Here is a 23,404-nt window from a genome sequence, read left to right as displayed (position 1 = left end):
GAGACACGTCGATGCTGCGCCAGACGCATCTCGACTTCGCTCGATGCAAACGGAAAAGTAGAGAATGAAACTCACCGACTGCCACAATATCGACGATTTCCGCAGCCTCGCGAAGCGGCGGCTGCCCTGGCCGGTGTTCGACTATATCGACGGCGCCGCCGACGACGAGGTCACCCGCCGCCGCAATCGCGCCGCCTTCGACGATTGCGACCTCATCCCGCGCGTGCTCGCAGGGGTGGAGAGCATCGACATGCGCACGACCCTGTTCGGACGCGAGATGGCGATGCCGCTCTTCCTCTCGCCGACCGCGCTCCAGCGCCTGTTCCACTGGCAGGGCGAGCGCGCGGTGCTGCGCGCCGCCGCCAATGCGGGCACCATGGCGGGCATCTCCAGCCTCGCGACGATCGGCCTCGCCGAAGCCGGCGCACTCACCGACGGCCCCAAGCTGTTCCAGCTCTACGTCCATCACGACGAGGGGCTCAACCAGGCGATGCTCGACGCCGCGCGCGCCGCGAAATTCGACGCGGTCGCGCTCACCGTCGACACGATCGTCGGCGGCAATCGCGAACGCTGCCTGCGCTCGGGCTTCACCTCGCCGCCGCGCTTCACCGCGCGCAACATGCTCTCCTATGCGATCAAGCCCGGCTGGGGCCTCAACTATGTGCTGCGCGAGAAGTTCAGCCTCCCTAACTTGGCGACGCATGTCTCCGAGGGATCGAGCGTCCCCAAATCGGTCGCCGAATATTTCACCTCGATGCTAGACCAGAGCCTCGACTGGAAGCGCGCCGAGGCGATCCGCAAAAAATGGGACGGCCCCTTCTGCCTGAAAGGCATCGTCGCGGTCGAGGATGCGCGCCGCGCGGTCGACATCGGCGCCACCGCGATCATGGTGTCGAACCATGGCGGCCGCCAGCTCGACGGCAGCCGCGCCCCCTTCGACGCGCTGGCCGAGATCGTCGATGCGGTCGGCGACAGGATCGAGGTGATCTGCGACGGCGGCATCACGCGCGGCACGCATGTGCTCAAGGCGCTGTCGGTCGGCGCGAAGGCCTGCTCGGGCGGACGCCTCTACCTCTATGCACTTGCCGCCGCGGGCGAGGAGGGAGTCACCCGCGCCATCGCCCAACTCCGCGCCGAGATGGAGCGCGGCATGAAGCTGATGGGGGCGAAGAGCCTCGCCGACCTGTCGCGCGACAATCTGCGCTGGCGGTAACCCCGCTCGTCATTGCGAGGAGCGAAGCGACGCGGCAATCCAGAGCGTGCGGTAACCGCCCTGGATTGCTTCGCTTCGCTCGCAATGACGCGGTTTAAGCCGCCACCTCGCTCTTCTTCCCGACCCCGCCCCAGTCGATATTCCGCGTCATGTACATCACGCCCGCAAGCGCGAAGAACATCAGCACCGACCCGATCAGCAGCGAATAGGCCTCGAGGTTGAGCAGCACATAGAGCAAGGCATAGAGCCCGAGCAGCATCGCCGCGAGGAAGCGCGCGCGTTTCCAGCTCTTGAGCACCGCCGCGCTATAGGCCGCGAGCAGGCCGATGATCGCGCCCGCCGCGAGCAGATAGGCGAAGAGGAAACCGATCACCTCGGCGAACGCCAGCAGCAGCACAAAGAACAGCACCAGTGCAATGCCGGTCAGCAGATATTCGGCCGCCGCGACACGCGCGCCCGCGATCACGTCGAACATCAGGAAGGCGACGAAGGTGAAACCGATGAACAGGAAACCATATTTGATGCTGCGATCGACCTGGCTGTAGAGGTCGACGGGTTCGATCAGGCTGATCGCGATCGCCTTGGCGGTGCCGCCCGACGCTTCGCTCGACCCGCCATCGGCCGCCGCCGCCACGGCTTCGACCGCGGCGGTTTCGACATAGTCGCGCCCGCCGCCATCATCGTACCGCACCTGCGGCGCCGACAGGTCGCCGGTCAGCACCTGCGCCTGCCCGAGCGCGAGGTTCGGGATCGCGTAGGTCGCGGTGAAGCCGCTGCCGGTCACGCTGCGCGTCGTCGGCAGGAAATCGCCGCCGAAGCTCGGGTTCGGCCAGCTCGACTTGACCGTCCAGCGCGTGTCGACCCCGCGCGGGACCAGCCGGAAGTCGCCAAGGCCGCGCACCCCGATCTTGTAATCGACCTTCATCGGCGCGCCGCCGGTCCAGTCGACGAAGGCAAAGGTCCCCAAATTGCCGGTCGACAGAAGCCCCTTGCCCGGCTGCAGCGGCACCGGAGCGCCGTTCACCGCCAGGCTGTTGCCATCGACCAGCCCGCGCGCGTCGCTGATGCCCAGCCGCACCTCGGCGCGGTCGAGCAGCAGCGCCTCGCGCGTCACGCCGTGGCGCGCGATGTCGGCGGGCAGCACAAAATCGGCGCTTCCCGAAATCTGGCTTTCATAGACGACGGTCTCGTAAATCGCTTTCTTGCGTTTCTCGGGCTTGATGACGACGTCGGCCTTGTTCGCCTGCGGCGAGAGATAGAGGTTGCGGATCGTCGCGACGCTCCGCGTCACATCCTTGCCATTCTCGGTCACCGTCTGCTGTTCGGTCGCGCGATAGGGGATGACGACCACCGGCCCGGCGATCGTCTGTTGCCCGCCCCAGCCCTGCCCGATCGAGGCCTGCGCCGTCTCCGCCTGCTGCTGCCGGTCCCACAGCAAGCCATAGACCATCAGCAACGGCACCATCAGCGCGACCGCGATGAACACCGCGATCACCAGCTTCACGCCCGGCGAGCGTTCGCCCTTTTCGCGGGGTTGGGCCGGCGGTGTTGCGGGGACGGGAGGGACAGACGCACGCTCGGTCATAGGGGGAGACTCCTCGCTCAGTTCGTCGCTGGAAATAAACGGTTCGTCGACATCGTCAAGCGACTTGCGATGTGTCGCGGGAATGCTATCGCTGCATCGGGGTATCGCGACGCACGGGGGACAGAAGGTTGCGACGACCATGACTGCGCAAGGGGAGGACGCCTCGGCCGAGCGTCCCTATGACATTTTCGTGAGCTACAGCCGGGTCGACGCCGACAAGGCGATGCGGCTGCGCGACCTGCTGCTCGCGCGCGGCCATCATGTGTTTTTCGACGCCGAGGGGATCGACGCTGGCGCCGAATTTCCCGACGTCATCGACCGCGCAGTCAAGGGCGCGAAGGTCGTGCTCGGTTGCTGGACCCCCGCCGCGATCCAGCGCAGCTGGGTCCGCATCGAAAGCCGCATCGGGCTCGACCGCGGCTCGCTCGTCGCAATCGCGCTCGACAAGATCGATCCCGAGGCGCTGCCCGCCGAATTCTACAACGTCAATGTGCTCGACATGTCGGCCTTCGACGGCGACGAAACGCATCCCGCCTGGCAGCGCGTGCTGACCGCGATCGACCGGCGGCTGAAGAAGACCGGCGCCGCGCCGGCGGCCGACGACATCCGTCCCGCCGGCCCGCAGAAGCGCCGCTTCTCGCCGCTCGCCCTCGGCAGCGCGGCGGCGCTCGCGATCGCCGCGATCGGTGGCGGCGGCTGGTATTTTGCCGGAAGCGGAACCTCCTTCGATCAGGCCGCCGTCGCCGCCGGCTTCGACAAGACGGTCAAGGCGACCGAGCCGGTGATGGCGAACGCGCTGGTCAGCGCGCTCAACGACGTCGAGGCGACCAGCAACGGCAAGGTCTTCTGGGCGCTCGCGCAGCTGATCGCGGTCGAAAAATCGCCGAGCGCCGAGGAACTCGCGCGCTTCGAGGCGGCGGTGACCAAATTCCTCGGCGGTCCCTGCCATTGCGTCGTCGTCGAGGGCGCCCCCTTCACCATCGTCTCGACCTGGACGCTCACTGCCTATGGCGTGATGGACCGCGCGCCCCCGGCGCCGGTGGTCGAGGCGCTGCTCGCGGCGCAGAATCGCGAGGGCTGGTGGTCGAGCACGATGGACGCCGCCGACCGCCCCGACAATGCCGCGACCTATATCACCGCGCTGTCGGTCATCGCGCTGCGCGACATCGACCCGGCGCTGAAGGGCGATCCGGCGTTGCAGGCGAAGGCCAAGGCGGCGCGCGGCCGCGCGGTCGAATGGCTCAAGAAGCGCCGTCCGCGTGCCGGGGTCAACTGGTCCGACTATCCCGACAACAGCCTGCGCACCGAGGCGCCGTCGGTGTCGGCAATGGCGACGCTCGCGCTGCTGCCCGAGGTTGGCGAGGCCGAAGCGAAGGAGATCGCCGCGAATTATGTGGCGGGCATCGATAAACTGTCGCCGGTGGACCAGAATATCTCGAACGACGTCAACGTCATCCGCGCCGATGGCGACACCTATGTCGACACCTATCGCCATGTCCCCTTCGGCTGGGAGGTTTATGCGCTCGGCAAGGCTTATCCCTTGCTGTCGGGCGAGGCGGCGACGAAGGCCGCAGGCCTGCTCGACCAGGCCAAGGCGGTCAGCCTGTCCGACCCCAAGCTCGCGCGCCAGGACTGGATGCTCGCCGAACAATTCCTCGGCCTGCGCGGCGCGCGCGATGCGCTGGCGGTGAAGAAGCCCTGAGATCCTCCCCCAACGGGGGAGGGGGACCACCCGCAGGGTGGTGGAGGGGCACAGGAGGTTTACGCAGCGCTAAACCGAAGAGCTCCACATTTCCGATGACGGAACAGCAGCACACGCCTCACCCGGCAAGACAAGCCGCTTGTGCCCCTCCACCAGCTTCGCTGGTCCCCCTCCCCGTTCCGGGGAGGACCACCCTCAAACAGAAAAAGGCCGATCGCAACCGGCCCTTTCCGTAAAGAGAAAGAAAAGGGAGGCGGCCTCCCCCCGGAAGCCGCCCCCGGCCCGGCGTCAGAAAGCGGCGCCGAGCGAGAAGAGAACCGCACCGTCGGCGCCCACGGCTTCCTTGAAGCCAAGCGTCTTGGGGGCGTCGGTGTTCACATAGGAGACGCCGAGCGTCAGCGCCTTCCAGGTGAAGTCGACGCCGACCGAATAATCGATCACATTGCCGTCGAGCCCGCCGAGGAAGCTGTCGCTGTCGGCGTAACCGAAGTGGCCCTTCAGCTTGATCGGGGTGTCGGGAATGGCGACGCCGACATCGGTATAGGCATAGATGGCGCTGTTATCGCCGAGCGAATTCTGGCCGCCGGGGGCCCAGGCGACGCCGCCCTTGACCGATGCTGGACCGATGGTGCCGGTCAGTGCGACATAGGGCTCGACCACGGTTGCGCCATTGGCGCCGGGATAAAGATAGACGGTCGCGCCGATGTCGCCGGTCAGGCCGGGGGCGATTTCCTTGGCGAAACCGCCATAGACGTCGATTTCGGTGCCGTTGGCGAAGCCGATGCTCGACCCCCAGGTGCCGATATACAGGCCGCTGTCGTGCGCGATGGTGAAGGTGCCCTGGATCGCGGCTTCTTCGTTCGACTGGCTGAAGCCGCGGAAACGATAGTCGCTGACGACAGTCGCACCACCGGTGATGGTGATGCCGGACGTGTCTTCTTCTTCCTGGGCGTGAGCGGCCTGCGGAACGGCAACGGCGGCGAGGAGCATGCCGAAGCATGCACGAGAGAGTTTCTTCATGGACAGATCCCCAAATGGAAAAACGGATCGTCCCTGCCTGCTGCGTGACAGCCAGCCTCTGTATCGGGCCGGTCCGGTCACACCGCCATCACTTCGTCGAAGTTGCTGCGGCGCACAATGAAAAAATGCGAATCCTGCCTAAAAAATAGGCGCTGCGACAAATATGCAACAGCTTCCTGTCGCAGAGATGGTCGCATTTGTAACAATATTACGCCGTTAGAAAGCCACCCCCAGCGACAGGACCAGCGTCGCGTCATAGAGCCGGTCGATCGCCTTCACGCCGGTCTTGCGGATGTCGGTATCGACATATTTCAGCCCGACCGTGACCGAATCGAAGCTTGCCGTCGCCCCGAGCGACCAGTCGAGATAGTCGCCGCCCGGCGCGAGCGCGCCGTCGGTGTGGCCGATACCCGCCGCGAGGGTGACCGGCGTGTTCGGAATCCCCGACGACAGGCCGAGCCGGAGATAAAGACTGTCGTCCGATCCCAGCGCCGCCTGGTCCCAGGCATAGGCGATTGTCCCCTTCGCCTCGACCGGGCCCAGCAGATAGGACAGGCGCACCGCGGCCTCGCCATAATCGCTCGGCCCGAACGCCTTTTGGCCGTCGGGATACCAATAATAGGTCAGCCCGGCGTCGATCCGCGCCCCCGACGCGATCTCGGTCTCATAGCCGCCATATAATTGCGCCTCGACATCGCCATAGCCCGGCCCGCCGTCGACATTCGATCCCCAGGCGCCGAGGTAGAAGCCGCTGTCGTGGCTGATGGTGATCGTCGGCTGAACCGCGACATCGTCGCCCGACCGCGAGATCCCGCGGAAGCGATAGTCAGACACCAGATCGACCCCGCCCGACACCGACAGCGCGCTCGACGGCGGATCTGCGACGTCCTGCGCGGCGGCAGGTACGACGATCAGGAGCGCGGGGACGGCAAGCAGGCGGAGCATGATATTTCCTTGGGGGGCGCGGGGGACCGGCACCTTGGCCCGCCGACGACCGGGGCGCAACCGCGCAGCGGCGGAGTGGCGGTTTGCCGAATACCGCCGCTTGGGTTGCATTCGTCGCAAGAAAGGGTTCACGCAGAGGCCGCCGAGGAAGCAGAGACCGCAGAGAGCGATAGAATTTGTTTACGCGGAGACGCGAAGGAGAAAAGGAGGAGCGGCGTAGCCGCTCAATCATATTGAGCTAGCGTTGCTCGAGGCTCGCATGGCACGACCGCAAGCCGCCGCTGAAACTCCGCGACTCCGCGCCTCCGCGTGAATCCACTCTATCTCTGTGGTCTCTGCCATCTCTGCGGCCTCTGCGTGAAACCTTTCTGGTGGCCCGCTCCGCAACCCGCCGCGCCTTTGCAACCGACCCAATCGCCCCTAAAGAGCAACGACCCCCTCCGAGGATCCACAGAATGAGCGATCACAACCCCGGCCTGCGCCCTTGGCGCGACATCGCGCGGCGTAGCAGCCGCCAGATCATGGTCGGCAGCGTCCCCGTCGGCGGCAACGCCCCGATCAGCGTGCAGACGATGACCAACACGCTGACCAGCGACGCGGTCGCGACGATCGACCAGATTCGCCGCTGCGAAGAGGCCGGCGCCGACCTGATCCGCGTCTCCTGCCCCGACGTCGAATCGACCGCCGCGCTCGGCAAGATCGTCCGCGCCGCACGCGTGCCGATCATCGCCGACATCCATTTCCACTATAAGCGCGCGCTCGAAGCCGCCGACGCCGGCGCCGCGTGCCTGCGCATCAACCCCGGCAACATCGGCAGCAGCGAACGCGTCGGCGAGGTCGTGCGCGCCGCCAAGGCCAATGGCTGCGCGATCCGCATCGGGGTCAACGCGGGCAGCCTCGAGAAAGACCTGCTCGAAAAATATGGCGAGCCCTGCCCCGAGGCGCTGACCGAAAGCGCGCTCGACCATATCAAGCTGCTCCAGGACCATGATTTTCACGAATATAAGGTCGCGGTGAAAGCCAGCGACGTCTTCCTCGCCGTCGCCTCCTATATGCAGCTCGCCGAGGCGGTCGACTGCCCCCTGCACCTCGGCATCACCGAAGCCGGCGGGCTGATCGGTGGCACGGTCAAATCGGCGCTCGGCATCGGCAACCTCCTCTGGGCCGGCATCGGCGACACGATCCGCGTCAGCCTCTCGGCTGAACCCGAGGAGGAAGTCCGCGTCGGCTACGAAATCCTGAAATCGCTGGGCCTGCGCACCCGCGGCGTCCGCGTCGTCTCCTGCCCCAGCTGCGCGCGCCAGGGCTTCGACGTCATCCGCACCGTCCAGGCGCTCGAGGATGCGCTGAGCCACATCAAGACCCCGATGTCGCTCTCGGTCTTGGGCTGCGTCGTCAACGGCCCCGGCGAAGCGCGCGAGACCGACATCGGCATCACCGGCGGCGGCAACGGCAAGCATATGGTCTATCTCTCGGGCGTCACCGACCACCATGTCCAGGACGCCGACATGATCGCGCATGTCGTGAAACTCGTCGAAGCCAAGGCCGCCGAGATCGAGGCGGGCAGTTCGGTGAGCATGGACACGCTGCACGGCAAGGCGGCGTGACGCCCTTGCCGCCCTTTTCGGGCTAGCGACCGCCACCGGCTTCGCTTAGTCAGGTCTCCAAAGGGGTTGCCTGGGGGACAATATGGGATTGAGGTTCGAGGGTCGGCCGGCGTTGCGCGCCATGCTGGTCTTGCCTTTGGTGGTGCTGCTCACCGCCGCACGCACGTCGGTCGCGCCGCTTCCCGAAACGCTCGCGCCCGCTCCGGGCGAGCACAAGCCGGGCGAGACCTTTACCGCCAAGGCCGGCGACGTGATCCTGAAAGGGAAGATTCTCGATACCGAGGTCGTCACGCTCGACGCACCGATCTCGGTCTCCATCGCCAAATTTTCGCAGGAAATCCCGGCGGGCACGAAGCTCGATCCCGTCCTCGCGCCGCCCAAGACCGAACGGCTGACCGGCACCAGCGGCCGCTATTATTGCGGCGAAGACCAGCAGGCGCGATCGAAGTTCATGGCCGCGATGATCGGCGATTTCGGGTCGAAGTTCGAAACCGTCGTCCGCTTCTGCTTCGTCGACAGCGACGACGACAGCAAGCTGGACCAAGTGTTTCTTGCTGGCGCGAAGGACGCGGAATTCCAGAAGAGCCTGCCGATCCAGCCGACCGCCTTCCGCCGCGAATATCTCCAGCCCGACGACGAGCGGGGCGAAGTCACACTGACGCTGCACAAGTTCAAGCCCCAGTCGAACCGCGTGCAGTTCATGTTGAAGGTGTATCGCAACGACACCGAGCAATATTACACCTACATCGCGACGGTCAAAGGCGACAAAATGGCCCAGACCTATCCGCGGATCGAGAGCAATCCCAAGAAATATCCCTATCCCTCGACCTTCACCGACATTCTCGGCGCCAGCGTGTCGATGCTGCGCGTCGACGCGGAAAAGGGAGAGGCCGACCTGCGCATCAACCGCCCCTTCCGAATGCAGCTGTTCAAGCCCGTCTCCGTGACCGTCACTTATGTCTATGTCTATTATTGATCGGCGACCGGCATGACCGCCGTCGTCGCGATCCTCCGCGCCATCCTCTCCGCGCTCGGCGACTATCTCACCCGCAGCGTCAGCCTGTTCTGGATCGGCCCCGCCGTCGTTGCGCTCGTCGTTCTTCCCGAATTTGCGCAGCATATCGCCGAAATCCACCTCGGTATGTTCGACAGCCTCGCGATCGGGCGCAGTCTCGCCAATGATCCGCTGCGCTGGGCCTTCGGCTACGTAAAGATCACCGGGCTCGCGCTCACCTTTTTCGCCTCGGCGCGCTTCTGGTGGTGTCGTACGCAGGGCGGGCGCTGGTACGATATCCGCCGGCTTGCCTGGGGCCGCCTGCTGCTCGGTTTCGTGCTGTTCATGCTCATCAGCTCGGCGGGCAACCTTTTCCCGCTGCTCGCCGATCGCGATCCGCCGATCGCCTTCACCATCGTCGTCAGCCTGCTGTCGCTGCCCTATCTCTTCGTGATGATCGCGGGCCTGTTCGGCGACCGCACCACCCCGATGAAGGCGCTGATCGCCAAAAGCTGGCCCTGGCTGCTCCTGCTCGCCTTGCTCCTGCCGCTCCTCTTCGCGCCGCTGTCCTGGCTGCACGGCATGAACCACCGCTGGGCCATGGCCGCGCCCGCCGCCGCCGTCTGGGCGCTGATGATTTTCGACAGCCTGGTCGTCGGCCTCATGGCCTCGTCGGTCGGCGCGGCGCTGTTCGTCGCCTATGATCGTTTCTACAAGGACGTCGGGACCGACAAATGGGGGACGGGAAAATGACCATGCCAAGATTTGACGCGCTCGACCGCCTCGTTCAGCTGCTCCTGCTCATCGCGGCGGTCACCACCATCGCCAATGGCCTCTTCATGCTGGCGAGGCCGCTCGACTGGTATGTCTTTGTCCCGACCGTCGTCACCACCGGCCCGCCGAACCAGCATTTCATCCGCGACATCGGTCTCGCCTATATCGGCTCGGGCCTGATCCTGCTCTATGCGACCGCAAACCCCATCCGCCGCTGGCGGGCTGCGGTCGTCGGCGGGCTGTGGCTCGCCTTCCACGGCGCGCTCCATATCTATGAGGTTGCGGCGGGCATCTGCGGCCCCGCGACCTTCTGGGCCGACGCCCCTGCGGTGATCGGCCAGCCCGCGCTCGTCATCGCCGCGCTCGCGATCCTCGCCGCACGCGGGCGGATCCAGCGCGGCATTTGACAGCCACACCGCCCGCTGGCAGCTCAGGCGGATGACCAGCTCGCTCCGCGTCGCCGCGCTCCTCCTCTTCGCCGCGATGCTCGCCCCGTTCGCCGCCGCGCGCGATGCCGAATCGTTCGACAAACGCGAATTCACCTGCCCGCTTGGCGGCAAAAATTTCACGCAGGACGTCGGCTATTCCAGCTTCCCGCTGATCACCCTGCCCGACGGCAGCTGGCTCGGCGACACCGAGATCGGCGTGCAGATCCCGGTCTGCCCCGACAATGGCCTCGTGCTGCTTCCCGACCTCGGCAAGAGTTCGGCGGAGGGGGAGAGCGACCGCATCCTTTATGGCGAATATAGCGCGGCCGAGATCGAACGGCTGCCGGCGCTGATCGCCGACCCGGACTATCGCGCGCTGGCCGCACAGGGCCGCTATGCCCAGGCCTATTGGCTGGCGAGCAAATTGGGAAGGCCGGCGGAAGACCGTTTCTTCATGCTCCAGCGCGCGACCTGGGCGACCCGCGATCCGGCGCTGCGCAAGACGCTGGTCGCGCGCTTTGTGGCCGACGCGCCGGGGGTCATCGACGGTCTTCGCGGCGGCGAGACGGCCAAGCGTTTTGCGCGCGTCTATGTCGTCAACGGCCTGCGCGAACTCGGCCGGTTCGACGAAGCGTTGGCGTTGCTCGACAGCATCGCGGCCGGTGGCCCGCCGGTTCCGGGTCAGGACGATCCCGACAGCATATTCGGACCCGGCGACGCGGACGGGCCGCTGCGCCTCGCCATTCAGCAACGCGACGACGGGCGCTTCGCCGCCGCGACGGTTCCCGACCGGCTGCTGAGCGATATCTGCGACGGTAAGCTTGCCGTCATCTATGGCCCGACGACCGAACCAACCAAGGCGGCGTGCAAAGTGCGCCGCGATGCCGCGACCAAGGATTCAGACGATTTCGAGGCGGCGATGCGTCTGCGCGACGATCCCGCCGCGCTCGACACGCGCTGCGCCGCCACCCCGCCCGACGAGCGCGACGGGGCGCTGACCAAAGCGTGCGATTATGCGCAGGACGACCGCGACCAGGCCGCCGGGGATGACATGACACAGGACGGGGCGAAGCTCGCGGCCGATTGTGACGCGACGCCCGACGACAAACGATCAGGCGCGTTAAGTCATGGCTGTGTCAGCCTCGACATCGCGACGCAGTCGGCGCTCGGCGCCCAACTGGCCGACGATCCGGCCGCCTATGCGATCTTCTGCCCGGGCCGGCGCGGCGGCGATATCGCGGATCGCAGCGAGATGGCGGATCGTGGTTGCATGAACGCCGACTGGGCGCTCAAGGCGCGCGAGGAAGCGGCACTCGTCGCCGATCCGGGCCGGCTCGACGGCTATTGCAGCGCCAAGGACAAGGAAGGCTACACCCAGTCGCGCACCGATATCGACTATGAAGTGCTGCTGTCCGCCTGCTCGACCCTCGAACGCAACCGCAGGGATGCTGAGATCGACCGGCTGGCGACCGAAAGTGCAGCCTTCGACGCCCAATGCGGTGGCTATCGCAAGACCAACGGCGCGGGCAACGAGGTCTACGGCCTGACCGAAGCGCAGGAGCGGTGCCGCAGCGCCTGGCGCCTCCGCGAAAATCGGCGTGCCCGGGCCGACGCCGAAGCGAAGGGTCTGAAATGTTTCGGCGATGTCATCTACAGCCCCGAACGGCCGCGCTGCGTCAGCGCCGCGCGATATGAGGAGGAAATGGCGGGCGATGCCCTACCTGCCGGCCGTGCCGCCGCCCCGAACCTCAGCAAGTTCGATGAAGGCAGCAGCCTGACGCAGGCCGCGCAGGTCCGCGCCGCCGCGATCGTCGCCCGCGCCCGGAGCGCCGGCACCTATCCCAAGCGCCAGCCCGGAGACCCTGATTGACCCTCGCCATCCGCCCCGCCACGCCCGCCGACCTGCCGCTCATCGCGCAGTTCATCCGCGACCTCGCCGATTATGAAAAGCTCGCGCACGAAGTGCGCTTCGACGAGGCGGTGCTCGGCGACCGGCTGTTCGGCGCGCGGCCCTATGCCGAGGTGGTGATCGGCGAGATCGACGGGGCGCCGCAGGGCTTCGCGCTCTTCTTCCACAATTTCTCGACCTTCGAGGGCAAGCCGGGGATCTATCTCGAGGATCTGTTCGTCCGCCCCGCCGCGCGCGGGTCGGGGCTCGGCAAGGCGCTGCTCGCGCACCTCGCCAAGCTCTGCACGACACGCGACTGCGCACGCCTCGAATGGTCGGTGCTCGACTGGAACGCCCCGGCGATCGGTTTCTACCAGAGCCTCGATGCGAAGCTGATGGACGAATGGACCGTGATGCGCGTCGATGGCGACGCGCTCACCCGGCTCGCCTCCACCTAGGGCGCTATTTCCGCGGCCTCCGTCGCTCCATCGGCCAGCTCGGCATGCGCTCGTCCGACAGCCGCTTCGCCTCTTCGGGCGCGACGCCCAGCTCGGTCAGCGCGCGTTCCAGCGCCTGCGCGGGCGGCACCGCGATGTCGGGCAGCACGCCGCTGCCCTCCCAATCCTGGCTGGTCGCGGGATCATAGGTGCGCCCGACCGGGATGAAGGCGCCATAGCCGCCGCCCAGATCCTCGCCCGATCCGAAATGATTGGCGCCCGCGGTGGGATCGCCGACCAGCACCCCGCGCCCACTGTGCTTCATCGCGAGCGAAAAATGCTCGGCCGCCGACGCGCTCGCGCCCGAGGTAAGCACATAGATTTTCGCATCGCGCAGCCGCGTGTCGGCGTTCGGCGTCGCCCAATGTTCGCGCGTCACCATGCCCGCATCGCCCTTCACCACCCGCATCGACGGCAGCCCGTCGATCGGCGAGCCGCCGCGCGCATCAACCGAGGCGCGCGTCGCCATCGTCACCAGCCGCGTCGGTTCGCCGAACAGCCAGGGAAAGATCACGTCCATCTGGTCGAGCCCGCCGCCATTATGGGTGCGGACGTCGAAGATGATCGCTTTGGCGTCGGCATGGTCCGCCATGAACGTCGCAGCCTCGGTCGTGACGGCGGCATCGTCGGGAAAGAGGTTGAAGCGGATGAAGGCGATCCCGGGGGCGATCCACCCCGCCTGCTCGACCGGGACCTTCGGCGGACGGCGCACCAGCGCCGGGCCGACCGGCGCAGCAGCGCCATCGGGGGCGCGCAGCCGCAGATGGCCGTCGGGCGCCACCGCATTCACATCGGCATCGATCGCGCGCGCCAGCGCCTCGCCGGTCAGCGGCGCATAGCGCCCTGCGGCGATGCCGGCGCGGATCGCCGTCGCGTAACGCTCGCCGGTTTCGGGATAGACATAGTCGCGCGCGAGCAGCGCGGCATAGGCTTCGGCGACCTGGTCCGCCGTCGGCGCGGTCGCCTCATCCGCCGCAAAGACCGGTGGCGGCGCGAGCGCGGGCAAAACCGCCGTCCCGGCGGCGAGCAGCAGGGCGGGCAAAAGGCGGCGCGAACATATCATTTCTGTCTCCAGTCCAACCCCGGTCGGATGGAGGTGTATCATATCATCAACACGGATCAACTACATTTGTAGTCGATGCGGTCGTTGATCCGCCGTCACGGCTTTTTGCGCGCGAACCAGATCAGGAAAATGCCAACCACCGCCAGCACCGTGCCGTTGCGCGTCCAGGTGATGTCGCCCAGCATGAAACTGCTCGCCGGCCAGCGCACGATATCGAGCCCCTGCAAGATCCACAGTCCGCCCATCATCAGCGCCGCGATCCCGATGACCGCCAAAATGCCCTTCATCGCGCCCATGCCCGTCTCCCCTGTTGGCGCTGCAATCCGATCAGCGGCCGCAGCCAGCCGATGCTGCGCCCGATCCGATAGAAAAGCCAGCAGCCTGTGACCGTCGCCGCGAGCAGCACCAGGAAGGACGGCAATGCGCCGACCCCGGCTTGCAACAGCCACCAGCCGACCACGACGATGATCGTCTGGTGGATGATGTAGAAAGGAAACACCGCCTCGGCGAGCATCGCGCGGTTCGGATGGTCGCGGTTCCCATAACGATCGGCGATCCCGACCAGCGCGACGATGATCAGCCAGCCGTTGATATGGCGCGCGACATGATAGGGCAGGAACACCCAATCGGGCGCGACCGTCTCGCCCGGCCAGGTCCCCTCGACCCACGCGACGGGGACGAAGGCGAGCAGTCCGAGCGCCAGCGCGACCTTCCACCAGCGCGCCACCACCGCGAACAGCAGCGGCCGCACGCGCAGCAGCCAGCCGATGCCGAAGGCCGCCAGATAGTGAAGATGCGACGGCCCGTCGTCGAACAGCGCATGCGTCTCGTCATGGTCGGGAAAGGCGAGGTAGAGCAGGATCCACCACAAGGCCGGCAGCACGAGCAAGCGCCATCCGCCGAACAGCAGCGCCGCGCCGTCGGCGATCCGCGCCCGTGCCGCGACCGGAACCAGCGCCAGCAGCAAGGCCGCCAGCATCGTATAGACCCAGAGGTACACGACGAACCACAGATGCTGCCAGGTCGGCAGCGCGATGCCGTCGATGAACTGGAAAGCGAAATAATCGCGCGACCAGAAATAGAGGAAGTCGTGGCTGTAGCCGTGCTGGCCTTTCAGGTCGATCCACGGCTGCGGCGGGATGATCACCGCCATGCCGAACAGCAGCGGGATCAGCAGCCGCGCGCTGCGGGATTTGGCGAAACCGCCCGCCCCGCCGAGCTTCGCGAACAGCGCCGCGCTGGCATAACCCGACACGAGGAACAGCAAAGCGAGCCGCCAGCTGTTCGTCGCCAGCATCGGGATCGCCACCCAGCCCTGCGGCTGCGCGATCTTCACATGCCAGTCCCACGGCACGAAATACATGCCGATATGATAGAGGATGAGCAGCGCGAACGCCCCGATGCGCAGCCAGTCCATCCCGTAATGGCGCGTGGTGGTCATGGGCCTCTCCAGCCAATAGATAGGGACAGTCCCTATTTAATCCCGACGTCCCGTTCCATGGTCCATAGCCCACTCCGATTAAATAGGGACTGTCCCTATCTATTGGCCCCGCCGTTCAAAACCCGCCAGGCCAATTCCGCAAATTCGCACAGCAACGGCCGCGTATCCCTCGGGTCGATGATATCCTCGACCCCGAACTTCTCCGCCGTCCGAAACGGCGAGCGCACGCGGTTCAATCGTTCGCGGATCGCCTCGAGATGCGCCGCCGGATCGGCCGCCGCCTGCAGCTCGCTCTTGTACGCGACCTCGACCCCGCCCTCGATCGGCAGGCTGCCCCAGTCGCCCGACGGCCAGGCGAAGCGATATTGGAAGCGCTCGGCGTTCGACATCGCGCTGCCCGCAATGCCATAAGCGCGGCGCACCACCACCGACGCCAGCGGCACCGACGCGCGATAGATGGCGTTCATCGCCTGCACCCCGTAGCGGATCGTCCCCGTCCGTTCGGCCTCGCCGCCGATCATAAAGCCCGGATTGTCGACCAGATGCACGATCGGCAGCCGGAACTGGTCGGCCATCTTCACGAAGCGCTCGGCCTTCTCGCTCGTCTTCGCGTCCCAGGATCCGCCAAGGTACGACGGATCGCTCGCCAGCACCGCGACCGGATAACCGTCGAGCCGCGCGAAGGCGGTGATCGCCGCCCGCCCCCAACGCGCACCCATTTCGAAAAAGCTGCCCTGATCGAACACTGCGGCGCAAATCCGCCGCATCGCATAAACCTGCTTCGCCTCGCGCGGCACGGCGGAGAGCAGGCTTTCCTCGCGCCGGTCGACCGGGTCGCGGCATTCGGTCCGCGCCGCGCGCTCATGGATCGACGACGGCAGGTACGACAAAAACCGCCGCGCCGCCGCGAACGCCTCGGCCTCCGACGCGACCTCGTCGTCGACGACGCCGTTGCGCGTATGCACATCGACCCCGCCCAGTTCCTCGCGACCCAGCGTATCGCCGATCGCCGCCGCGACCGCCGGGCCCGCCGCGAACAATTGCGACAGCCCGCGCACCATGATGCTGTAATGGCTCGCCACCACCCGCGCCGCCCCCAGCCCCGCCGTCGGCCCCAGCGCCAGCGCCACCACCGGCACGGTGTCGAGATTGGCGATGATCTGGTCCCAGCCGGGCACATGCGGGATATAGGTATAACCCATATCCTCCAATGTCTTCACCGACCCGCCGCCGCCGGTGCCGTCGATCATGCGGATCAGCGGCAGCCGATATTCATGCGCCATCGCCTCGCACTGCACGAACTTGCGGTGCAGCGCCGCATCGGCCGCGCCGCCGCGCACGGTGAAATCGTCGGCGCTGGCCACCACCGGCCGCCCGTCGATATTGGCGCGTCCGAAGATGAAGTTCGACGCCGCCAGATCTTCCAGCTCGCCGTCCGCGCCATAGCGCCCGCGCCCCGCGATCTTGCCGATCTCGCGAAAGCTGCCCGGGTCGACGATCGCCGCGAGCCGCGCCCGCGCGTCCATCTTGCCGCGCCCGTGCTGGCGCGCGACCTTTTCCTCCCCGCCCATCTTCGCGGCCATCGCGCGGCGAGCGCCGAGCTCCTCGACTTCTTTTTTCCAGCTCATGGGCGCAAGGCTATCTTACGTTGACGGAAACGTCATGCGAAACCTATCGTCGCCCCCATGATCCGCCCGCTCCTCGCCGCCGCGCTTGCGCTCACCCTCTCCGCCTGCGCCACCACCGCGTCCCACGGCCCCGAAGCCCGTCCCTTCACCGGCGCGCCCGCGGCCTCCAGCGTCATTAGCGGCGCGCTCAGCCGTGCCGCGACCGCGAACAAGCATGTCATCCTCGTCTTCGGCTATGACGCCTGTCACGACAGTCGCGGCCTCGCCGGCTGGTTCGTGACGCCGCGTTTCCAGGCGATGATGGCGCCGCGCTACGAAATCGTCTGGATCGACACCGGCATCGACCATGACCTCAATGGCGACCTCGCCAAACGCTATGGCGTCGCCCCGATCACCGGCACCCCGACGGTGGTGATCCTCGGCCCCGACGGCCAGCCGGTAAACACCCCCGCCGATGCGCTGGCATGGCGCAACGCTGCGAGCCGCAGCGAGCGCGATATCTATGATTATTTCGAAAAACTGGGAGGACCGAATGGCTGAGATGGATTTGGCGGGGCGCACCGCGCTCGTCACCGGCGCGTCGCGCGGCATCGGGCGCGGCATCGCGCTCGCGCTGGCCGAGGCGGGCGCCGATGTCGCGGTCAACTACACCCGCGACGAGGCGGCCGCCGCCGAAACCGTCGCCGCGATCCAGGCGCTCGGCCGCAAGGCGAAAGCCTATCAGGCCTCGGTCACCGACGAGGACGCCTGCGCCGCGATGGTCGCCGCGATCGCGACCGACTTCGGCCCGATGTCGATCCTGGTCAACAATGCCGGCATCGCCAGCCGCGGACGGACCGTCGCCGACACCGACGCCGCCGAGGTCGAGAAATTGCTCGCCGTCCACGCGGTCGGCCCGCACCGCCTCAGCCGCCTCGCGCTGCCGCAGCTGCGGCAACATGACCGCAGCGACGTCATCATCATCTCGAGCATCGCGACGCTGCAACACGCCCCGAACAGCGCGCCCTACACGATGGCGAAGGTCGCGGGCGAAGCGCTCGCCATCGCGCTCGCTAAGGAGGAGCTCAAAAACGGCGTCCGCGTCAACATCGTCGCCCCCGCGCTGACCGTCAGCGACATGGGCGAAAAACTGTCGCGCGCGATCACCGGCCAGGACGATATCCACCATCTCGCGTCGAAAATGCCCTTCGGCCGCGTCGCCACCCCCGCCGACGTCGCGGCGGCGGTGCTATGGTTCGTCAGTGACGCCAACCCCTATTGCTCGGGGCAGAAACTCAACATCGACGGCGCGGGGCAGGCGACGTTTCGGTGATGGCGCGTCGTCCGTTTCTTGCCGGCCTCGCGGCGCTCGTCGGAATGGGCGCGAAGCCATCGACAGCCAAGGAAGAGGCGATCTTCCCGCCAGTTCCCAAATGGCGGCCGTCGTTCGTCCAGCCGCTCGACCGGATCGTCGACCGCATGAAGTATTACGCGGACGGGCAACGCGATTTCGCCGTGTTACGCCACGGCACGTGTGTCATTCTCGAGCCAGAGCTCGACGATGCGACAGCCCGCGCCACGACACTGGCAGTCATCGACAACATTTTCAGCGCCCACCCTGACATGAACCCGGCGCCGATGGATGACGGGAACATCCTCGTCAGATACAATCATCCGGCGGCAAATGTGGTTCTGAGCGATATCGCGCGAACCCATTGGGCTGAAATTGAGGAGCGCCATCTCGATGGCCTCGCCACCTCGGAAGTCCTGCTCACGCCGCTCGGACCAAACAAGTTTGACGACTTCGGCAAACAGGCACTGCTGGGCCGGAGCTATTTCTTCATGGATGCGCAGGCTCCGGACGTAGTTCTGATCCACCGGCGCGCGTGACCAGCTCGCGGTCTGGCGAATGCCTTCAAGCCATCCCATGTTCCATGGGAATCCCCGACGGCGGCCCGTCAGGAATCGCCATCAGCTCCGCCTCGTTCGCCCCCGCCTCATAACGCGCGAGCAAAGCGTCAGGGTCGTATAGGATCCCGATGGGGTTCGCGGCGAACGTCGCACTCCGCATATAGGCGACCGCATCCTCGACCGTGCCATGATCGACCTGGAACTCCATGCGGTTGCCGTCGGGGTCGGCATAATAGAGCGACAGCGTCGTCCCATGGTGGATCGGCCAATAGGGCGTGATGCCTGCGGCCTTCAGCCTTTTGTACGTCTCCATCAGATCGCCCGCGCTCTTATAGGTATAGGCGACATGATTGACCCCGACATCGCCGCGCCCGCCGTCACCGCCGGGCTTGAGCAGGTCGAGGTTGGCGAAGGCGAAGCGGTGATGCTCATCGTCATAGGTCAGGAAAGCCAGCGCCGGATCCTGGTGCACCACCTCGGCCTCGAAGACATTCCGGTACCAGGCGATCATCTCGTCGTAACGCCGCGTCTGATAGACGACATGCGCGAATTTGCTCGGCTTGGTCATGGACCCATCCCTCCCGAAAGACCCGCCGCGATGCTGCGCCGCTCTGCGCCGATGTGCAAGTGCGGAGCGCTCGGCTACAGCCCCGCCATGCGCCCCGATTCGCCCTCGCCGCTCGTCCCCTTCCTGATCGCCTGCGCGGGCATCGCGACCTTCTCGGCGATGGACGTGCTGATGAAGGGGCTGTCGATCGACATCGGCGCCTATAACGCGGTGCTCTGGCGTACCGGCACCGGCACCCTCGTCAGCGGCGCCGTCTATTTCTCGCTGCGCCCCGCATGGCCCGACCGCGCGACGATGACCATCCACGCCTGGCGCTCGCTGTTCGTCGCGGGCATGGCGCTCTGCTTCTTCTGGGCGCTCGCGCGGCTGCCGATGGCGGAGGCGATCGCGCTCGCCTTCGTCGCGCCGCTGATGGCGCTCTACATGGCGGCGATCTTCCTCGGCGAAAAGATCGGCCCGCGCTCGGTCATGGCCTCGCTGCTCGGCCTCGCCGGGGTGATCGTCATCGTCGCGGGCAAGCTCGGCGGCAGCCGCTATTCGGACGAGGCGCTGCTCGCGGTCGGCGCGGTGTTCCTGTCGGCGATCTTCTACGCGTATAATCTGATTCTCGCGCGGCGGCAGGCGAAGATGGCCGAGCCGCTCGAAATCGCCTTTTTCCAGAATTTCTTCGTCGCCGCGATCCTCGCGCTCGGCGCCCCCTGGTTCGCGGTGGTGCCGAGCGGCGACCATGCGCCGCACATCCTCGGCGCCGCGATCCTCGCCACCACCTCGCTGCTGCTCCTGAGCTGGGCCTATGCCCGCGCCGAAACGCAGATCCTCGCGACGACCGAATATACCGGCTTTCTCTGGGCGATGCTGTTCGGCTGGTATTTCTTCAACGAGCCGGTGACCCTCCCGACGATCGCCGGCGCGGTCCTGATCGTCGCCGCCTGCCTGATCGTCGCGCGCAAGGTGCCGCATAGCGACCCCGTCGAGCCGGCGGCGGCTTAGGAAATATTTCGCGCAAAGACGCGAAGACGCAAAGAAGAAGGCTTCGGGCCGCTAGGCCCCATCCTGCCCAAACATTGCCGATGACGCCCGGTTGAGGTGGAAGGCCGCTTTGCGGCAAACGCTACATCTTCGCGTCTTTGCGTCTTTGCGCGAAACCAAATCATACCGCCGCGCGCATCAGCCGGTCGTTGATCGCCACGCCCAGCCCATCCTCCGGGATCGCCGCCACCGCGATCTTGGCCTGCGCGCTCGCCGCCCCGGCATGCAGCGCGTCGAACAGCCGCGCCGCCGCCTCGGTCAAATCGCCCGCCGCGCTCAGCTGGTAATCACCCAATACCCGGCCGAAGCCGATCCCATACTCATCCTCCACAAAATCCGTCGCCCCCAGCCGCACCGGCTTGCCCGGCGCATAATGGCTCGCCAGCATCCCCGGCGCGACGATCTCCGATCCCTCGACGCCGGTCACCGCCAGCCCGGACGCTTCGCCCAGCATCGCCGCCGTCACCGGCCCGGGCCGCAGCACTTCGACCGCGCCGTCCCGCACCCGCGCGATCGTCGATTCGACCCCCGCCGTCGTCGGCCCGTCGTCGATCACCAGCGCGATCCGCCCGTCGAGCGTCGCGAGCACATGTTCGACCTTGGTCGGGCTCACTCCGCCGCTCGCATTGGCGCTCGGCGCCGCCAGCGGCGCGCCGGTTTCGCTCAGCAAAGCCTGCATCGCGCGATGCCCCGGCACCCGCAGCGCAATCGTATCGAGCCCCGCCGTCGCGATGCTCGCCACCGGGCAATCCGCCGTGCGCGGCACCACCAGAGTCAGCGGTCCCGGCCAGAAACGCGCCGCCAGCGCCCGCTCGATCTCACCGAAAACACCCAGCTTTTCGGCTGCTTCCAGCCCCGGCACATGCACGATCAACGGGTTGAAATCGGGCCGTCCCTTCGCGGCGTAGATTCGCGCCACCGCCTCGGCATTGCGCGCGTCGGCGGCCAGCCCGTAAACCGTCTCGGTCGGCACCGCGACCGGCTGCCCCTCCCCGACGAGCCCCCCGGCGCGCGCGATTGCCTCCGCAGAGAAAGCGCGGATATCGGTGATGAAAAGCGGTGTTGTTTGACCCTCGGCCATGCCGCGCTATAGCGCCGCCACCTGTGGAATCATCCCTAAAAGGGGAGCCTGACATGACCTACACGCCGCCGACCACCGAGCAACTGTTCGTCCTCGATCATATCGCGCGGATCGACGCGATGGCGCAGCATGAGCGTTTCGCCGACGCGACCCCCGACATGGTCGAGGCGATCGTCACCGGGATCGGCGAATTTGCGGCCGAGGTTTACGCCCCGCTCAACCGCGTCGGCGACGTCCAGAATCCCAAATGGGACAATGGCAGGGTCACCATGCCTCCGGGCTTCAAGGACGCCTATCAGCAGTTCATCGATGCCGGTTGGGGCAGCCTCGACGGCCCCGGTGAATTTGGCGGGCAGGGCCTGCCCTTCACCCTCGCCACGGTGGTGATCGAGGCGCTGGGAAGCGCGAATATGGGCTTCACCCTGTGCCCCATTCTCACGCAGGGCGCGATCCACGCGCTGATGGCCTATGGCACCGAGGAACAGCGCCAGACCTGGCTCCCCAACCTCGTCTCGGGCGCTTGGAACGGCACGATGAACCTGACCGAGCCCGCCGCGGGCAGCGACGTCGGTGCACTCCGCTCGACCGCCGAACAGGTCAGCGAAGGGCCGAACGCCAGCCTCTACAGGATCAAGGGGCAAAAGATCTTCATCACCTTCGGCGAGCATGACCTCACCGATAACATCGTCCACCTCGTCCTCGCGCGCACCCCCGGCGCACCCGAGGGAACGCGCGGCATCTCGCTCTTCCTCGTCCCCAAATATCGCCTCGACGCCGACGGCAATCCCACCATCTCGAACGGCGTCCATTGCGCCTCGATCGAGCACAAGCTCGGCATCCACGGATCGCCGACCGCAGTGATGGTCTATGGCGAGGACGAAGATTGCCTGGGCGAGATCGTCGGCGCCGAAATGGGCGGCATGCGCGCGATGTTCGTGATGATGAACAACGCCCGGCTGATGGTCGGCTGCCAGGGCGTCCAGATCGCCGAGCGCGCGACCCAGCAGGCGCAGAGCTTCGCCGCCGAACGCGTGCAGTCGGCGCTTGCCGGCGGCACCGACCGCAATCCGGTGACGATCGACCAGCATCCCGACGTGCGCCGGATGCTGTGGCGAATGCGCGCCCAGACCGAGGCGGCGCGCGCGCTGACCTATTATGCCGCCGCGCAGATCGATTTCGGCAAATTGGGCGACGAAGCCGCCGCCGCGCGCGCCGAAATCCTGATCCCGCTGGTCAAGGCGCACGCGACCGACATCGGCTGCGAGGTCGCCAGCCTTGGCATCCAGGTCCATGGCGGCATGGGCTTCATCGAGGAAACCGGCGCGGCGCAGCATTATCGCGACGCGCGCATCGCGCCGATCTACGAAGGCACCAACGGCATTCAGGCGGCCGATCTGGTGGGTCGCAAGCTCGGCATGGCGGGCGGCGACCTCGTGCGCGGCCTGATCGGCGACATTGCCCATGGCGCCGGTGATTTCCCCGAATTGCAGCAGCTCGCCGATACGTGCCGCGCGGTCACCGACTGGATGGTCACCGCCAACACCGGCGACCGTCTCGCGGGCAGCTACCCCTATCTCACCATGCTCGCCACCGCGACCTGCGGCTGGCTGATGGCGCTCCAGCACAAGGCGGCGAAAGCCGCGCTCGACGCCGGCGAAGGCGACGCCGTCTTCCTCACGGCCAAAATCGCCTCGACCCGCTTCTACCTGCAACAGATCGTCCCCGCCGCGACGGGGCTGGCGCCATCGGCGCTGGCCGGCGACGCGGCGCTGCCGGCGCTGGGGTAAGGCGTCGGAATCGGGGTGGGTTTAAGACATTCCTCCCCACCCTGTGGGGAGGTGGCAGCGCGCAGCGCTGAAGGAGGGGGGTGGCGTCCTTAGGCGACGCGTCAGGCCGATGGCTCCCTCCACCACCCTTCGGGCGGTCCCCCTCCCCGTTCCGGGGAGGAATTGGGTATGTCCGCAACCGCCCCGAACCCGCCGCTCCGCTACCCCCAAACCCGCCACCCTCCGTTAACCATTAACGCGATGATAACCATCGCACCTTAGGCA

The 23,404-nt window shown here is 66.7% G+C and carries 22 protein-coding genes; 13 read left to right on the top strand and 9 right to left on the bottom strand.

Annotated elements, in window-relative coordinates:
• Positions 1-64: 64 nt before the first annotated feature.
• Complete coding sequence (locus ACREB7_RS15045) at positions 65-1,213, top strand: alpha-hydroxy acid oxidase (protein WP_431593089.1); 1,149 nt, start codon at positions 65-67, stop codon at positions 1,211-1,213.
• 94 nt (positions 1,214-1,307) lie between these two features.
• On the opposite strand, the gene creD is transcribed toward ACREB7_RS15045, so the two are convergent.
• On the bottom strand, positions 1,308-2,798 hold the full coding sequence (gene creD, locus ACREB7_RS15040) for a cell envelope integrity protein CreD (RefSeq protein ID WP_431593088.1): 1,491 nt from the start codon (positions 2,796-2,798) through the stop codon (positions 1,308-1,310).
• Positions 2,799-2,937: 139 nt separating this feature from the next.
• Between creD and ACREB7_RS15035 the strand changes: the two genes are divergently transcribed.
• Positions 2,938-4,500, top strand: coding sequence for a toll/interleukin-1 receptor domain-containing protein (locus ACREB7_RS15035; RefSeq protein ID WP_431593087.1), 1,563 nt, complete (start codon positions 2,938-2,940; stop codon positions 4,498-4,500).
• Between the two features lie 288 nt (positions 4,501-4,788).
• Here the strand turns inward: ACREB7_RS15035 and ACREB7_RS15030 are convergent, their stop codons facing one another.
• A complete protein-coding gene (locus ACREB7_RS15030; protein ID WP_431593086.1) occupies positions 4,789-5,520 on the bottom strand; it encodes a TorF family putative porin in 732 nt (243 codons plus the stop codon).
• Positions 5,521-5,736: 216 nt separating this feature from the next.
• On the bottom strand, positions 5,737-6,465 hold the full coding sequence (locus ACREB7_RS15025) for a TorF family putative porin (RefSeq protein WP_431593085.1): 729 nt from the start codon (positions 6,463-6,465) through the stop codon (positions 5,737-5,739).
• A 455-nt stretch (positions 6,466-6,920) separates the two neighbouring features.
• Here ACREB7_RS15025 and ispG point away from each other — a divergent pair, with 455 nt between their 5' ends.
• The 6 genes from ispG to ACREB7_RS14995 all read left to right on the top strand — a co-directional run bounded on the left by ispG (position 6,921) and on the right by ACREB7_RS14995 (position 12,614).
• Positions 6,921-8,072 (top strand): flavodoxin-dependent (E)-4-hydroxy-3-methylbut-2-enyl-diphosphate synthase, encoded by a 1,152-nt coding sequence (ispG, locus tag ACREB7_RS15020; RefSeq protein ID WP_431593084.1) that lies wholly within the window; start codon positions 6,921-6,923, stop codon positions 8,070-8,072.
• 82 nt (positions 8,073-8,154) lie between these two features.
• Positions 8,155-9,048 carry a hypothetical protein gene (locus tag ACREB7_RS15015; protein WP_431593083.1) on the top strand — a complete coding sequence of 298 codons (894 nt, stop codon included), beginning with the start codon at positions 8,155-8,157 and terminating at the stop codon, positions 9,046-9,048.
• 12 nt (positions 9,049-9,060) lie between these two features.
• A complete protein-coding gene (locus ACREB7_RS15010; RefSeq protein WP_431593082.1) occupies positions 9,061-9,819 on the top strand; it encodes a hypothetical protein in 759 nt (252 codons plus the stop codon).
• Between the two features lie 2 nt (positions 9,820-9,821).
• Positions 9,822-10,247, top strand: coding sequence for a hypothetical protein (locus tag ACREB7_RS15005; protein WP_431593081.1), 426 nt, complete (start codon positions 9,822-9,824; stop codon positions 10,245-10,247).
• A gap of 31 nt (positions 10,248-10,278) precedes the next feature.
• Positions 10,279-12,138: a hypothetical protein gene (locus tag ACREB7_RS15000; protein ID WP_431593080.1), complete on the top strand. Its 1,860-nt coding sequence runs from the start codon at positions 10,279-10,281 to the stop codon at positions 12,136-12,138.
• Positions 12,135-12,614 (top strand): N-acetyltransferase family protein, encoded by a 480-nt coding sequence (locus ACREB7_RS14995; RefSeq protein ID WP_431593079.1) that lies wholly within the window; start codon positions 12,135-12,137, stop codon positions 12,612-12,614. The genes ACREB7_RS15000 and ACREB7_RS14995 overlap by 4 nt, the downstream gene beginning before the upstream one ends.
• Positions 12,615-12,618: 4 nt before the next feature.
• Here the strand turns inward: ACREB7_RS14995 and ACREB7_RS14990 are convergent, their stop codons facing one another.
• The 4 genes from ACREB7_RS14990 to ACREB7_RS14975 all read right to left on the bottom strand — a co-directional run bounded on the left by ACREB7_RS14990 (position 12,619) and on the right by ACREB7_RS14975 (position 16,785).
• Positions 12,619-13,716 carry a S41 family peptidase gene (locus ACREB7_RS14990; protein ID WP_431593078.1) on the bottom strand — a complete coding sequence of 366 codons (1,098 nt, stop codon included), beginning with the start codon at positions 13,714-13,716 and terminating at the stop codon, positions 12,619-12,621.
• Positions 13,717-13,811: 95 nt separating this feature from the next.
• Positions 13,812-14,012: a hypothetical protein gene (locus ACREB7_RS14985; RefSeq protein ID WP_431593077.1), complete on the bottom strand. Its 201-nt coding sequence runs from the start codon at positions 14,010-14,012 to the stop codon at positions 13,812-13,814.
• Entirely contained in the window at positions 14,000-15,157 is a 1,158-nt protein-coding gene (locus tag ACREB7_RS14980) for an acyltransferase family protein (protein WP_431593076.1), read from the bottom strand. Before ACREB7_RS14980 ends, ACREB7_RS14985 begins: the two co-directional genes overlap by 13 nt.
• Before the next feature lie 95 nt (positions 15,158-15,252).
• Positions 15,253-16,785, bottom strand: coding sequence for an acyl-CoA carboxylase subunit beta (locus tag ACREB7_RS14975; protein ID WP_431593075.1), 1,533 nt, complete (start codon positions 16,783-16,785; stop codon positions 15,253-15,255).
• A gap of 57 nt (positions 16,786-16,842) precedes the next feature.
• Here ACREB7_RS14975 and ACREB7_RS14970 point away from each other — a divergent pair, with 57 nt between their 5' ends.
• From ACREB7_RS14970 to ACREB7_RS14960, 3 genes are read left to right on the top strand one after another with little or no spacing between them, the layout of a single operon-like run.
• Positions 16,843-17,325 carry a thioredoxin family protein gene (locus ACREB7_RS14970; protein WP_431593074.1) on the top strand — a complete coding sequence of 161 codons (483 nt, stop codon included), beginning with the start codon at positions 16,843-16,845 and terminating at the stop codon, positions 17,323-17,325.
• Positions 17,318-18,097, top strand: a complete 780-nt coding sequence (locus ACREB7_RS14965) for an SDR family NAD(P)-dependent oxidoreductase (protein WP_431593073.1) — start codon at positions 17,318-17,320, stop codon at positions 18,095-18,097. The genes ACREB7_RS14970 and ACREB7_RS14965 overlap by 8 nt, the downstream gene beginning before the upstream one ends.
• The gene (locus tag ACREB7_RS14960; RefSeq protein ID WP_431593072.1) at positions 18,097-18,654 is read left to right on the top strand and encodes a hypothetical protein; all 558 of its coding nucleotides are present in this window, start codon (positions 18,097-18,099) and stop codon (positions 18,652-18,654) included. The genes ACREB7_RS14965 and ACREB7_RS14960 overlap by 1 nt, the downstream gene beginning before the upstream one ends.
• Before the next feature lie 25 nt (positions 18,655-18,679).
• On the opposite strand, the gene ACREB7_RS14955 is transcribed toward ACREB7_RS14960, so the two are convergent.
• Positions 18,680-19,243 carry a VOC family protein gene (locus tag ACREB7_RS14955; protein WP_431593071.1) on the bottom strand — a complete coding sequence of 188 codons (564 nt, stop codon included), beginning with the start codon at positions 19,241-19,243 and terminating at the stop codon, positions 18,680-18,682.
• A gap of 30 nt (positions 19,244-19,273) precedes the next feature.
• On the opposite strand from ACREB7_RS14955, the gene ACREB7_RS14950 reads away from it, so the two are divergent.
• Positions 19,274-20,233, top strand: coding sequence for a DMT family transporter (locus ACREB7_RS14950; protein WP_431593070.1), 960 nt, complete (start codon positions 19,274-19,276; stop codon positions 20,231-20,233).
• A gap of 160 nt (positions 20,234-20,393) precedes the next feature.
• On the opposite strand, the gene ACREB7_RS14945 is transcribed toward ACREB7_RS14950, so the two are convergent.
• Positions 20,394-21,353, bottom strand: coding sequence for an L-threonylcarbamoyladenylate synthase (locus ACREB7_RS14945; protein WP_431593069.1), 960 nt, complete (start codon positions 21,351-21,353; stop codon positions 20,394-20,396).
• 53 nt (positions 21,354-21,406) lie between these two features.
• Between ACREB7_RS14945 and ACREB7_RS14940 the strand changes: the two genes are divergently transcribed.
• Positions 21,407-23,140, top strand: a complete 1,734-nt coding sequence (locus tag ACREB7_RS14940; RefSeq protein WP_431593068.1) for an acyl-CoA dehydrogenase — start codon at positions 21,407-21,409, stop codon at positions 23,138-23,140.
• Positions 23,141-23,404 lie beyond the last annotated feature (264 nt).

This window comes from Sphingopyxis sp. (assembly GCF_050725615.1).
Taxonomy (GTDB): Bacteria; Pseudomonadota; Alphaproteobacteria; order Sphingomonadales; family Sphingomonadaceae; genus Sphingopyxis.
Note: the sequence above shows the minus strand (reverse complement) of the source record. Positions and strands in the feature narration are given on the sequence as shown.